The organism is Aquibium carbonis (assembly GCF_003970795.1).
In the GTDB taxonomy this organism is placed as follows: domain Bacteria; phylum Pseudomonadota; class Alphaproteobacteria; order Rhizobiales; family Rhizobiaceae; genus Aquibium; species Aquibium carbonis.
The window spans coordinates 1-12,548 of sequence record NZ_RWKW01000080.1; the positions used below are offsets into that span (position 1 = coordinate 1).

General features: G+C 65.4%; 11 protein-coding genes. 5 read left to right on the forward strand and 6 right to left on the reverse strand.

Annotation, left to right across the window (positions count from 1 at the left end):
• On the forward strand, nucleotides 1–381 hold a 381-nt coding region (locus tag EJC49_RS25790; protein ID WP_170314793.1), incomplete at its 5' end, for a hypothetical protein.
• Nucleotides 382–452: 71 nt separating this feature from the next.
• Complete coding sequence (locus tag EJC49_RS19330) at nucleotides 453–1,484, forward strand: hypothetical protein (protein ID WP_126701578.1); 1,032 nt, start codon at nucleotides 453–455, stop codon at nucleotides 1,482–1,484.
• A 13-nt stretch (nucleotides 1,485–1,497) separates the two neighbouring features.
• On the opposite strand, the gene EJC49_RS19335 is transcribed toward EJC49_RS19330, so the two are convergent.
• Nucleotides 1,498–2,223 carry an NUDIX hydrolase gene (locus EJC49_RS19335; protein WP_126701579.1) on the reverse strand — a complete coding sequence of 242 codons (726 nt, stop codon included), beginning with the start codon at nucleotides 2,221–2,223 and terminating at the stop codon, nucleotides 1,498–1,500.
• Nucleotides 2,224–2,230: 7 nt separating this feature from the next.
• A complete protein-coding gene (locus EJC49_RS19340) occupies nucleotides 2,231–3,340 on the reverse strand; it encodes an endonuclease/exonuclease/phosphatase family protein (protein WP_126701580.1) in 1,110 nt (369 codons plus the stop codon).
• Between the two features lie 179 nt (nucleotides 3,341–3,519).
• Between EJC49_RS19340 and EJC49_RS19345 the strand changes: the two genes are divergently transcribed.
• Nucleotides 3,520–3,927 carry a BA14K family protein gene (locus EJC49_RS19345; protein WP_126701581.1) on the forward strand — a complete coding sequence of 136 codons (408 nt, stop codon included), beginning with the start codon at nucleotides 3,520–3,522 and terminating at the stop codon, nucleotides 3,925–3,927.
• A gap of 69 nt (nucleotides 3,928–3,996) precedes the next feature.
• Here EJC49_RS19345 and EJC49_RS19350 read toward each other — a convergent pair whose 3' ends face one another.
• On the reverse strand, nucleotides 3,997–5,979 hold the full coding sequence (locus EJC49_RS19350) for a bifunctional 2',3'-cyclic-nucleotide 2'-phosphodiesterase/3'-nucleotidase (RefSeq protein WP_126701582.1): 1,983 nt from the start codon (nucleotides 5,977–5,979) through the stop codon (nucleotides 3,997–3,999).
• Nucleotides 5,980–6,365: 386 nt separating this feature from the next.
• On the opposite strand from EJC49_RS19350, the gene amt reads away from it, so the two are divergent.
• Nucleotides 6,366–9,617 (forward strand): ammonium transporter, encoded by a 3,252-nt coding sequence (gene amt, locus EJC49_RS19355; protein ID WP_126701583.1) that lies wholly within the window; start codon nucleotides 6,366–6,368, stop codon nucleotides 9,615–9,617.
• 2 nt (nucleotides 9,618–9,619) lie between these two features.
• Here the strand turns inward: amt and EJC49_RS19360 are convergent, their stop codons facing one another.
• Nucleotides 9,620–10,093 (reverse strand): Lrp/AsnC family transcriptional regulator, encoded by a 474-nt coding sequence (locus tag EJC49_RS19360; protein ID WP_126701584.1) that lies wholly within the window; start codon nucleotides 10,091–10,093, stop codon nucleotides 9,620–9,622.
• 149 nt (nucleotides 10,094–10,242) lie between these two features.
• On the opposite strand from EJC49_RS19360, the gene ald reads away from it, so the two are divergent.
• Nucleotides 10,243–11,361, forward strand: coding sequence for an alanine dehydrogenase (gene ald, locus EJC49_RS19365; RefSeq protein WP_126701585.1), 1,119 nt, complete (start codon nucleotides 10,243–10,245; stop codon nucleotides 11,359–11,361).
• A gap of 96 nt (nucleotides 11,362–11,457) precedes the next feature.
• Here the strand turns inward: ald and EJC49_RS19370 are convergent, their stop codons facing one another.
• Nucleotides 11,458–12,015 carry an OmpA family protein gene (locus EJC49_RS19370; protein ID WP_126701586.1) on the reverse strand — a complete coding sequence of 186 codons (558 nt, stop codon included), beginning with the start codon at nucleotides 12,013–12,015 and terminating at the stop codon, nucleotides 11,458–11,460.
• 179 nt (nucleotides 12,016–12,194) lie between these two features.
• Nucleotides 12,195–12,545: a GNAT family N-acetyltransferase gene (locus EJC49_RS19375; protein ID WP_245453479.1), complete on the reverse strand. Its 351-nt coding sequence runs from the start codon at nucleotides 12,543–12,545 to the stop codon at nucleotides 12,195–12,197.
• Nucleotides 12,546–12,548 lie beyond the last annotated feature (3 nt).

Genomic DNA, 12,548 nt, shown 5'->3' on the forward strand with positions numbered 1-12,548 from the left:
CAGTCCCACAACAAGCAGGGCTCCACGATCCACGAGAAGAACGCCTCGCACCTCAAGACCGGGTCGCCCCACAACAAGGTCCAGTCGCATCTGAAGCAGGGCTCGACCATCCACGAGAAGACCGCGTCGCACCTCAAGACCGGTTCGCCGCACAACAAGCTGCAGTCGCACCTGAAGCAGGGCTCGACCATCCACGAGAAGGCGGCCTCACACAGCAAGCAGGGCTCCGACCGGCCGCACAGCAAGGAACAGTCGCACCAGAAGGACGGCTCGGTGAACCCTCACATCAAGCTGCAGTCGCACCTGAAGCAAGGGTCACTCAACATCCAGATCCAGCCGATCCAGCCCATAGAACCGGCGCCGGTGCAGCCGAAGCAGTAGCGCAGAAGCGGGGCCTTCGGGCCCCGCTTCCTCCCGCGCCATGCCAATTTCAATCCATTCGGAGGCTGCCAATGGGCTCTCGCTGTCGTCGTCACCTGTCCATCGCGCCGCTGGCGCTGCTGGCAGGCTGTTTCCTCGCCGGATCGGCCACCGCCGTCGTGGCCGCCCAGAACACCATCAAGACGAACGAAGCCTACGTGCAGGAAGCGCTGCGCGCGCCAACGCTCGATATCCGCTCGATCGACGAGGTATTCGACTATGTCTTTTCGAGCCTCAACGACGAGGTGACGGTCTATCCGACTGAGAATTATTACTATTTCAAGTTCGTGCATGGCGGCGTGCCCTATGCCGGGAACTTCCGCCTCGACGTCGCCGACCGCGACCAGGGTATCGTCCATTTCGCCTACTTCTCGGAGAACAACCCGTTCGTCGAACAGGAGGTTTCCGAGCACCGCGCCTACAGCCAGCAGTTCGGCGTGACGGTCGAGAAGAAGGGCGAGCTCGACTACGCGATCACCGCGAAGGGCCGCACGGTTCTGTTCCGCCTCAACGACCTGCGCGGGGTGAAGCCTTCCGAGGCGCAGGTGGCGACCGGCGAGCAGTATATCGGCCCCGTCTTCGACGAAGCGGGCGTGCAGATGTTCCTGATGTGGAACCCGGCGACGCAGACCTTTCACTACATCCTCGACGAGAGCGTGGTTTCGGAGAGCTTCTTCCAGTCGAGCGCGTCGACGCAGGTCAAGATCGGCCGGCGCACCCACTTCGCCTGGTACAAGGACCGCTACCGCGAACGCTGGATCCTGATCGGCGTGCGCGCCGCCGAAACCTCGCTCAACACCTATTTCGACGGGCCCTTCGACCAGCTGCCGGACAATTTCATCGAGGGCGACATGCTGCGCGACGCGCTCCTGGCGCTCAGCCCGGAGGTCGAGGGCCAGATCGATCGCTTCGGCAATTCGCTCGACCTGAAGGGCCGGATGCTGGTCGATCCCTACATCCTCTATTCCGACGAAGAGGAACTGGCGGCCTTCGACCAGTGCGCGGCGGCCGCCGTCGACGAGGCGAGCTACTATCCCTGCTTTGCGATCGGGCAGTCGATGTAGATCGAAGTTCCGATCACTCGTCGAACGGCGTTGCAAAATGCCAGTCGACGATCCTCCGGACCCAGGGGAGAAGTGCCGGATCGGGTGGCGAGCCGCGCGTGACGAGAACCGGCTCGACGATTTCCGGCCGCGTCTCGCCAGCCACGAAATGTCGAACGCGCAACGCGAGCTCCCGCGCGGTCTGCGCCAGTGCATAGCGGCGGACCACGATGACGCCGCGGTCGGATCGGATGACCCGGTAGAGGGCTTCGCGACGTTCGCCGGCAAGATCGAGCCCGGTTTCCTCCAGCACTTCGCGCAGCATGTTTCCGTCGATGTCGGCCACGCCGCCGACGAAATCGCTCGGCTCGAACGATCCGCCGGCAAAATAGACCTGCCCCGCATTGGCCGTCCATGGCGCCATGCGCACCGTCAGCACCGCGCCATCGGCGGTGACGGGCATGGCCATCGCGAAAAGGTGCGCCGCCAGATCGGTGCGCCGCGCCAGACGCCAATGCAGGAGCGAGGCGTAGCGCACGTCGTGGCAGTCGCCGACGAGACGGCCGTCAGACAGGGCGACACGGGAGAAAAGCACGGTGCGGCCGTCGAAGAGGGTGGCGTTGCGCGACCGTTCGGCCTGCCAGTTTTCCTCGATGCCGTCGGCGTGAAGCGTTTCATAGGGGTGCGGCCCGTCCGCAAGGCGAAGGCTCACCTCACGCGCCGACAGCAACTGGTCCTCCGGGAAGCCGATGGTGGTCATGGCGCGCCTATACGATGTCCAGCGTGACGGCCACGGGACAATGATCCGATGCCTTGGGCCGGTCCCAGCCGGTGCGCGGAAACCGTTCGACCGCCTGGCCGGGCGGAAAGATGGTGCGATGCGGTTGACCCTTTCGGATGATGTCGGGGATCGCGCCTGCGTTCCGGCGCGCCAGAGCGGGCGACAGCAGGATGTAGTCGAGCTGGCACAGGTGCCGCTCGGAGGGTCCGCGGGTGTGGTAGAGTGTCCAGCGGTCCATGTCGGGTCGGCGTTCGACGATGTTCTCGCAAAACCCTTCGCCTGTCAGCACGTCGATCGAACTGCCCTCCTCCTTCGACACACGAAAGCGCGGTTCGTCCTCGTCGCCCTCGATGATGACGCGCTCGGCATAGTCGTTGAGGTCGCCGCAGATCACCCAGCGCTTTTCGGCGGTCCGGTCCTTGCCAAAGCGGCGTTCGATGATGCGACGCACGCCCATCGCCTCGGCGATCCGCACCGGCATCGTCGCTTCACGGCCACTCATGCCGAGCCGTGGACCACCCATCGACTTGAAATGCGCGGTGTAGATGGTCAGCGGCTTGCCGGCGATGGTCACATCGATTTCCAGGCAGTCGCGCCGGAACACGCGTTCGTGCGGCTGGTTGCCGAGTTCAGCCAGGGCGGGCGTGTGCACGTCCAGTTCTTCGTAGGTGAGATGCGCGTGGCTGGTCATGCGCACGAATTCGATCGGCTGACCGTGGCGCGTCTCCTCGCGCATCATCACCGCCAGGTCGATGCCGCGGCTGTCATTGCCGGGGGTCATGTATTTGTGGCGGTAACCCTGCCCGATCATCTTGAACAGGTAGCCGTATTCGAAGGCCTTCAGCGCCTCGATGGTGTCGACCTCCTGCAGGCACAGGATGTCGGCCTTCGCGGCTGCAATCGCCAGGGCCGAAAGCTGGCGCGTGTCGTCGGTGTGGGCGATCGCGCGGGCACGCTCCAGCTCCCGGTACTCGGCCTCGCTCCTGACCTCGAAGAGCGCGACCGCGCGATCCCGCCAGAGTTCATTGCGAAAGCCGGTGAAATCGAACCTGGCCATCAGGTTCTCGATGTTGAAGGTGGCAATGCGCAGCGACATGGACCGAGCTTTGCCTGCTGGCGGCGGCGTTGACAAGGACGTCCGCGCCGCCACGTCCCGTGCACCGGTGGAACCGCGATCCCGGCATCATCGTTCATCGGACGTTCAGGTTGCGACCGCTAGAAATCGTGTGATCGAAGGTCTCGGTCGACCGGACCACGAGAACGAGGAGAAACACCATGTTCAAGACGCCAAAGGCGATCGGCTGGATCTGCGCCGCGGTCGGCGCGGTCATGCTGGCTGGAACAACCGCGGCCTCTGCCCAGGACGGCGCCGGCATTCCCCGCTATCAGAACGAGAACATCTACGGGCAGAGCAGCCGCAGCTATCGTCACCACGATTATCGGCGCCACCACTACCGGCATGGCCCGCGCTACAACTACCGCCACCGCGGCCCGAACGTCGGCATCTATCTCGGCGTGCCGAGCTATCGCTACGTCCAGCCGCGCTATGCCCAGCCGCGCATCAGCCTGTCGAGGGCGCATGTGAACTGGTGCCACAACCGTTATCGCAGCTACCGCGCCTGGGACAACAGCTTCCAGCCCTACAATGGTCCGCGCCGGCAGTGCTGGTCGCCCTACAGCTGATCCCGCATCCTCATCGAACGACCAACGGCGCCCTTTCGGGCGCCGTTCGCGTTTCGTGCGGACCGCCGCTCAGAGCGTGATGCGGAACCGTGCGAAGCCGTCGGCGCCCTCGCCCGCCTCTTCGATCTTCACACCCTTGACCTCTGAAATCAGGTCCCTGGCCTTGGGACCGGTGTCGAACACAACCGTCGCACCTTCGACCGGGGCAAAGGACCAGTTGCCGTCGGCCGACGGGTTGATGGTGCCCTGCTCCACGATATAGCGCACGATGACGTCGCGGTTGGTGTCCGGTGCCTCGAAGACGATCTTCGAGGCGTCGATTTCCGGGAAGTTGCCGCCGCCGCCGGCCCGGTAGTTGTTGGAGGCGACGACGAACTTCTGCGCCGGGTCGATCGGCTTGCCGTCGAACATCAGGTCGACGATGCGGCTGGCGTCCGCATTCGCCACTTCGCCCTTGGAGTCGTACTTCGCGGGCTGAGAGAGGTCGATCCTGTAGGTCACGCCGTCGATCACGTCGAAATTGTAGGACGGGAAATCCGGATTGATCAACGTCTGGTCGGCCTTGCCCGGCTCGACCTGGTTGAACATGCCGGCCGACATTTCCAGCCATTCCTTCACCTGCGCGCCATCGATCACCAGCGCCCGGACGGTGTTCGGATAGAGATAGAGGTCGGCGACGTTCTTGATCGCCACGGCGCCGGCCGGCACGTCGGTGTAGTATTCGGGGCCGCCGCGCCCGCCCGCCTTGAAGGGTGCGGCCGCCGACAGCACCGGCAGATCCTTGTGCTCGGAGTTCTTCAGCATGTCCTTGATGTACCAGGTCTGCGCCTGGCTCACGATCTGCACCGACGGGTCGTCGGCAACCAGCGCGAAGTAGGAGTGCAGCGGCGCCGAGGTTTCGCCGACGGCGGTGCGGACATAGGCGAGCGTCGCATCGTGCTCGGCCTGGGTGGCGGCCAGAACCTCCGCCTTGCTCTCGACCGTCGGGACGATCTTGCGATCCTCGGTGCGGTTGAAGATCGGACGCGCCTCGACGGTGAAGTCGACGATCTTCCAGCTCGAGCCGTCCTTTTCCAGAAGCAGGTCGACGAGGCCCATGTGCGAGCCCCAGAAGCCGCCCATGACGGTGGGCTTGCCATGGATCGTGCCCTTCACCGGATCGACGCCCTCGAGCCCGTCCCAGGTCTTCGGACCCGGGAAGACGAGATGCTGGTGACCGGTCATGATCGCGTCGATGCCGTCGACCGCGGCCAGATGGTAGGACGCGTTTTCCATGCGTTCGGTGGGCGTGTTGGCGTCGATGCCCGAATGCGACAGAGCGACGATGATGTCGGCCCCTTCTTCCTTCATCACCGGCACCCAGGCTTTCGCGGCCTCGACGATGTCGCGGGTCTGCGCCTTGCCCTCGAGATGGCGGACATCCCAGACCATGATCTGCGGCGGCACGAAGCCGATGAAGCCGACCTTGACCGGGCTTTCGTTGCCGGCGCCGTCCTTCACCATCTTTTCCAGGATAACATAGGGCGTGGCGAACAGGTCGTCGTCTTTCGGGTCGGCGGCAAGCTGGCCCTTGGTCAGATTGGCGCAGACGAAGGGGAAGGACGCACCGTTCAGGACGTTGAACATGAAGTCCAGGCCGTAGTTGAACTCGTGGTTGCCGAGCGTGCCGACATCGTAGCCCAGCACGTTCATCGCCTGCACCACCGGGTGCATGTCGCCCTCCTTCATGCCGCGCTCGTAGGCGATGAAATCGCCCATCGGATTGCCCTGCAGGAAATCGCCATTGTCGACCAGCATCGAATTGCCGGCCTCGGCGCGGATCGCGTCGATCAGCGAAGCCGTGCGGGCGAGACCCATCGTGTCGTTGGGCTTGTCGGCGTAATAGTCGTAGGGATGGACGTGGACGTGGATGTCCGTCGTCTCCATGATGCGCAGGTGCGCCTGGTTGGCCTGCGCCCGCGCCGCAAAGGGATGCAGCATCACCAGACCGCCGAACGCGGCCGCGCCGGAGAGGAACGTGCGCCTGGAAAGGCGATCGACGAGAATGGACATGGGGCCTCCTGAAGGATCTCGCTTGTCGTTAGCCGGCTGCAATGGGGGAGTGTCGCGCCGACAACGGATCGAGTCCAGCAGATTCAAGAGACGAATTGATGACAAGGGGTCGAGCCGCAGCACGGGCCGCTCCCCGCGGCCGGAGCGCGGCGGCCTGTCGCGGCACCTCGATCGTCGGCGTTCGAAGGGGCCACGCGACACGGCCTGAAGCCTGGCGGATCCTCGGCGCAGGGTTGTACCCGCACGCGCATGCCGAGCGGACGGGCATCTGCCGATACCATAGGCTATTCCCTCATTTTTTCAGAGACTTAGTGATCATGAGATACACGCTTGATTAACTTGTGAATTCTACCAATGCGATCGAATGGGTTCGGGGGAACAAACGTATGCGTTGTGGCTACGGGTTCTGCGCGTTTCTTTCGACGACCGTCATCGCAATCGGCGTGCACCCCGGTGCCGCCCACGCGCGGGAACGGGCGGCGCCGACGCTCGAATCATTGCAGTCGAACCTCGACATGGCCTGGACGCTTTCCGCTGCCTGCCTCGTCCTTCTCATGCAACTCGGCTTCCTGCTTCTGGAGGCGGGGATGGTCCGCTCCAAGAACACCATCAACGTCGCGCAGAAGAACATCCTCGATTTCGCGGTTTCGATCGCTGCCTTCAGCTCGATCGGCTTCATGCTGGCCTTTGCCCCCGACGTGGGGCGGCGGCTCGGGTTCGAACCCGGCTTCTTCATGCTCCAGGCCCTGGACGACTGGACGACCGGCTTCTTCGTCTTCCAGGTGATGTTTTGCGGAACGGCGGCGACCATCGTCTCGGGCGCCGTTGCCGAACGCATGAAGCTGTCGACCTACCTGATCGGGTCTGCCATCGTGGCGGCGATCATCTATCCGGTCTTCGTGCACTGGGCGTGGGGCGGCGCGATCACCCCCAACGACACTGCCTGGCTCGGCAACCGCGGCTTCGTCGACTTCGCCGGCTCCACGGTGGTGCACTCGACGGGCGGCTGGATCGCGCTGGCGGCCTGCCTCGTGATCGGCCCGCGCATCGGCCGCTTCGACGCGGACGGACAACCGATCCGCATCGCCGGGCACAATCCCGTCACGGCCGCGGCCGGAACGCTCGTCCTCTTCGTCGGCTGGATCGGCTTCAACGGCGGCTCCACGCTCGCTGCTACACCCGCCGTCGCCCACATCATCGCCAACACGGTGCTGGCCGGCGGCGCCGGCGGACTGGCCGGCTACCTGCTGGGCTGGCGGAAGGACGGCGTCGTCTTCCCGGAAAAGACGATGACGGGCATGATCGGCGGCCTCGTCGCCGTCACCGCCGGCTGCATGGTGCTCGACGCCAGGGGCGCCGTGGCCGTCGGCGCACTGGGCGGTTTCGTCGCGATCTCGGCCAACGACGTGCTGTTGCGGCGCTACAGGATCGACGACGCGGTCGGCGCCATCGGCGTCCACGCCTTCGCCGGCGTGGCCGGAACGCTGGCGCTCGCCCTGCTGGCGCCGCTCGACAATCTGCCCCACGCGGCGCGCTGGGCGCAGTTGCAGATCCAGGCGACGGGCGTGACGGCCAATTTTCTCTGGACGTTTCCCACCGCGCTCGCGCTGTTCTGGCTGCTCGACCGGATCTGGGGCCTGCGCGTCAGCCGCGACGCCGAGATCGTGGGGCTGAACGAAGCCGAGCACGCGACGCGCATGGGAATCGGCCATGTCGAGAAGGCGCTGTCGACGCTGGTCGCCGGCAAGGCGGATCTGAACATGCGCCTCGCGCCCAGCCCCGGCGACGATTCCGAGACACTGACCAGCCTCTTCAACGCGTTGATGGACCAGATCCAGGCGGAGGAGGAAAGCCGCTCCGACGCCGCGATGGCCGTGCGCGACGCGGAGGAGGCCGAACGCCTGTCGGCGCTGTCGGAAGCCACGTTCGAAGCGATCTGGATCGTCCGGGACGGCCGGCTCGTCGACGGCAACCATCGCCTCGAAGCCTTGCTCGGCGAACGCATCGAAGACCTGCGCGGACGCGAGGTGCTGTCGCTGTTCCCCTCCGAACACCGCTCGTTCCTTTCGGCGGCCTCGGACCGCGAACACCAGCACCCGTTCGAGACAGAGATCATCGACGCACAAGGCGCGCGCGTACCCATCGAGATCCGCGGCCGGCTGATCACCTACAAGGGCGCGCCGTCGCAGGTGTGCTGTCTCGTCGACCTGCGTGCGCGCAAGGACGCCGAGGAACGCATCCGCTACCTGGCCCTGCACGACACGCTGACCGGATTGCCGAACCGGACGCTGTTCAACGAGCGCCTCGCCGTCGCCGTCGCCAATGCCGACGACATCCACGGCATCGCCGCACTGCTCTTCGTCGATCTCGACCGTTTCAAGGACGTCAACGACGTCTATGGCCATCCGGCCGGCGATCTGGTCATCCGGACCGCCGCCGAACGGATGCAGGCCATCGGAGGCCCGGACGTCACCGTGGCGCGCCTGGGCGGCGACGAGTTCGCGATCCTGCTGCCGTCGATCGACTTCGCCAACCAGGCAGCCGACTTCGCCTACCGGATCGTCTCGCAGCTGATCCTGCCGATCACGCTGGCGGACGGCCACGTGGTCCGGGTCGGCGCCAGCGTGGGCGTCTCGATCTGTCCCCGCGACGGCACCGATCCCGCGCAACTGATCTCGCGGGCCGACATCGCGCTCTACGAAGCCAAGAAATCCGGCCGCAACACCTACTGCATCTTCAAGCCGGGCATGGACGAGTTCCTGGCCCGCCGGCGGCTCATCGAAGCCGATCTCGCGGTGGCGATCGACCGCGAGGAGCTGTCGCTTCATTTCCAGCCGCGCGTGAACCTCAAGGAAGGGCGGATCGTCTCCTACGAGGCGCTGCTGCGCTGGCAACATCCCACGCGCGGACAGATCAGCCCGTCCGACTTCATCCCGATCGCCGAGCAGAGCGGCAAGATCCTCCAGATTGGCGAATGGGCCCTCAAGGGCGCGTGTCTCGCCGCGCGCGACCATTTCGGCGGCGCCCGCATCAGCGTCAATGTCAGTCCCGTGCAGTTCAGGCAGAAGACCTTCGTGGAGATGGTGGAGAGCGTGCTGCGCGAGACCGGCGTCGATCCGAGGCTGATCGAGATCGAGGTGACGGAGGGCGTTCTGATCGACGACGTGCTGCGGGCGCAGACCATCCTGAAGTCGTTGAAGGCGCTTGGACTGACGATCGCGCTCGACGATTTCGGGACCGGTTACTCGTCCCTCTCCTATCTCGGCCGCTTTCCCTTCGACACGATCAAGATCGACCGGTCCTTCGTGCGGGAACTCACCACCTCCGAAAGCGCACGCGCGATCGTGGAAACGATCATCGGGCTCGGCCGCGGCCTCAAGATGAACCTGATCGCGGAAGGCGTCGAGACGCTGGAGGAGGCCGGCATCCTCGCCTCGATCGGCTGCCAGGAGTTGCAGGGCTACCTGCTTGGACATCCCGCGCCGATCGGAGCGGCCAGCCATCCGACGCCCGACGACATCGCCGACATCGTGATGCGTGCATTCGACCTCGTGGGCCCCGGTCCCGACTCCTTGCGCATAGCGGCGCTGGCCCTGCGCGAGACCGACCCGCCGCCGCCGCTGCGCGAGGCGGTTTAGACTTACGCCAGCTCCGGCTTGATCCCCATCCAGGTGCGATCGACCACCTCGCGCAGCGCGAAGGACGAGTTGATCTTGATGACGTGAGGCATGGCAGTCAGCCATTCCTTGTGGATGCGCTCGTAATCCTCCAGGTCGCGCGCAGCGATGCGCAGCACGTAGTCATACTCTCCCGACATCAGGTGGCATGACAGGACGTTGGGGCAGCGCTTGATCGCCGCCTCGAACTCGGCCAGCGACTTTTCGAACTGGCCCGACAGCGAGATGTGGACGATCGCCGTCATCTTGTGGCCCAGCGCGCCGCTGGAGAGGCGGGCGTGATAACCCTCGATGACACCGCTCTTTTCCAGCTGGTCGAGCCGCCGCGAGCAGGCCGACTGCGACAGTCCTACCTTCTCGGCGAGCGACGCGTTGGAGATTCGACCATCCTTCTGCAGCGTGTCGAGGATGGCGAAATCGATCCTGTCCAGGGCCATACGCGGCATATCCTTCGAAAACGAACCCATTTGACGCAAGCAATAGCGGCGAACGACCGCCCGGGCAATCGACTTCGCAAACACATTCGACGCGTTTCGTGGTTGAATTCCACGATCAGGGAACAAGCACTTTCAACGAGGAGGCTTTCATGCGCGTCGGCTGCCCCAAGGAAATCAAGAACCATGAATACCGCGTCGGCCTGACGCCGGGCGCTGTCCGCGAATATGTGGCCCATGGTCACGAGGTGCTGGTCGAAACCGGAGCCGGCGCCGGCATCGGCGCCGACGACAACGCCTACCGGGCCGCTGGTGCGTCGATCGCCAAGACCGCGCAGGACGTCTTCTCCCGCTCCGACATGATCGTGAAGGTGAAGGAGCCGCAGCCCGGCGAATGGGTGCAGCTGCGCGACAACCAGATCCTCTACACCTATCTCCACCTCGCACCCGATCCGGAGCAGACCAAGGGCCTCGTCGCCTCCGGCGTGACCGCCGTGGCCTATGAGACCGTCACCGACGAGCGCGGCGGCCTGCCGCTGCTGGCGCCGATGTCGGAAGTGGCCGGCCGCCTGTCGATCCAGGCGGGGGCGACCGCGCTGCAAAAGGCCAATGGCGGGCGTGGCGTGCTGCTCGGCGGCGTGCCGGGCGTGCTGCCGGGCAAGGTTGCCGTGATCGGCGGCGGCGTGGTCGGCCTGCATGCGGCCAAGATGGCCGTCGGTCTCGGCGCCGACGTCACCATCATCGACCGCTCGATCCCGAGGCTGCGCCAGCTCGACGACATCTTCAACGGCCGCGTCCACACTCGCTACTCCACCGTCGAGGCGCTGGAGGAAGAGTGTTTTTCGGCCGACATCATCGTCGGCGCGGTGCTGATCCCCGGCGCCGCGGCGCCCAAGCTCGTCAGCCGCGAGATGCTGTCGGGCATGAAGAAGGGCGCCGTGCTCGTCGACGTCGCCATCGACCAGGGCGGCTGCTTCGAGACCAGCCACGCCACCACCCATGCCGAACCGACCTACGATGTCGACGGCATCATCCACTATTGCGTCGCCAACATGCCGGGCGCCGTGCCGGTCACTTCGGCCCATGCGCTCAACAATGCGACGCTGTATTACGGGCTTCAGCTTGCCGACAAGGGCCTGAAGGCCATGATCGACGACCCGCACCTGCGCAACGGCCTCAACGTCCATCAGGGCCGGATCACCAATCGCGCCGTGGCCGAGGCGCTGGGCTACGAGATGGCCGAGCCGCAGGCGGCGCTGAAAGCCGCCTGATCCGCGAAAACGCCTTCGCGCAACCTCCCGCGTGAAGCGTGGCGGCCCGCCGGTCTGCACCACCGGCGGGCCTTTCCGTGCGTTGCGGTCAAGCCGTCAGCGAATGAACTGGTCGATGCGGCGCAGCGTGACGCGGCGGTTCTCCCAGGATTCGTAAGGCGTCTCGACGAGCAGATAGTCCTCGCCGTAGCCGACCGTTTCCAGAGCGCGGAACGGCACGCCGAATTCGCGCACCAGCAGCCGCTTCAGCGATTCGGCGCGGCGCTCGGACAGTGCGAGGTTGGACGCCCCCGATCCGACCGCATCGGTGTGCCCTTCGACGAGGAAGCGCGCGCGCGGGTTGCGCTCGACGATGCGGCTCAGCGCATTGCCGATCTGCTCGACCTTGCGATACTGCGAATAGGGGATTTCGGCCGAGCCGGTGGCGAAGTTGATCGACTGGATCTCGATCGAGGGCGCGGCGCGACGCATTTCGGGGCGACGCTTGAACTCCTGGACGGTGACGCGGCGGTTCGGCGCGACGCGCTCGCGCGGCTGGGCCTCCAGCTGGCGCAGGATCCGCTCGGCCGACGGCATGTCGCGGGACTGGGCTGAGGCAACGCCCGGCAGGGCGATGGTTGCCACGAGGGCGGCGATGACGAACTTGCGGATCATGGGTGTCTCCTTCAGGGGGCGTCCGTTTCGATGGACACCGTTTTGGCGAAGCCAAGCTGAAGAAAGTCTGAACGACATGTTGCCGGCGGTTCACCTCCGTGGATCGTGATCCACGGCGGCCCGATGCCCCTCCTTCGAACCGAGGCGACGTCCGACAATCCGCGCGCCCCGCACGCCCGTCAGTCCCAGGCCTCGATCTCGATCTGGGAGGTTCCGACCGGGGCGAAGCCCATCTTCTGGTAGAGCTGCAGCGCGCGCGGGCTGTCGAGCGAATTGGTCTGGATGACCAGCGTACCGGGATCGTGCTGCCAGGCGGCATGGATGGCGCAGGACAGGAAGAACTTCGACAGTCCCCTGCCCTGGAATTCGCCGATCAGGCCGAAATATTCGATCTCGGCCTTCTCCGGCGCCTGCGACAGGTCGATCTCGACGAAGCCGGCCGGCGCGCCATCGACATAGAGAACGTCGATCAGCGTCGTGGTGGCGTGGATGATCGCCGCCAGCGCGTCGTCGTCCATGCGGCGCCGCATCTC

Excerpts from the sequence above, each read along its gene's own strand:
- EJC49_RS19330 (WP_126701578.1), top strand. The coding sequence starts at position 453 with ATGGGCTCTCGCTGTCGTCGTCACCTGTCCATCGCGCCGCTGGCGCTG.
- EJC49_RS19335 (WP_126701579.1), bottom strand. The coding sequence starts at position 2,223 with ATGACCACCATCGGCTTCCCGGAGGACCAGTTGCTGTCGGCGCGTGAG.
- EJC49_RS19340 (WP_126701580.1), bottom strand. The coding sequence starts at position 3,340 with ATGTCGCTGCGCATTGCCACCTTCAACATCGAGAACCTGATGGCCAGG.
- EJC49_RS19345 (WP_126701581.1), top strand. The coding sequence starts at position 3,520 with ATGTTCAAGACGCCAAAGGCGATCGGCTGGATCTGCGCCGCGGTCGGC.
- EJC49_RS19350 (WP_126701582.1), bottom strand. The coding sequence starts at position 5,979 with ATGTCCATTCTCGTCGATCGCCTTTCCAGGCGCACGTTCCTCTCCGGC.
- amt (WP_126701583.1), top strand. The coding sequence starts at position 6,366 with ATGCGTTGTGGCTACGGGTTCTGCGCGTTTCTTTCGACGACCGTCATC.
- EJC49_RS19360 (WP_126701584.1), bottom strand. The coding sequence starts at position 10,093 with ATGGCCCTGGACAGGATCGATTTCGCCATCCTCGACACGCTGCAGAAG.
- ald (WP_126701585.1), top strand. The coding sequence starts at position 10,243 with ATGCGCGTCGGCTGCCCCAAGGAAATCAAGAACCATGAATACCGCGTC.
- EJC49_RS19370 (WP_126701586.1), bottom strand. The coding sequence starts at position 12,015 with ATGATCCGCAAGTTCGTCATCGCCGCCCTCGTGGCAACCATCGCCCTG.
- EJC49_RS19375 (WP_245453479.1), bottom strand. The coding sequence starts at position 12,545 with ATGCGGCGCCGCATGGACGACGACGCGCTGGCGGCGATCATCCACGCC.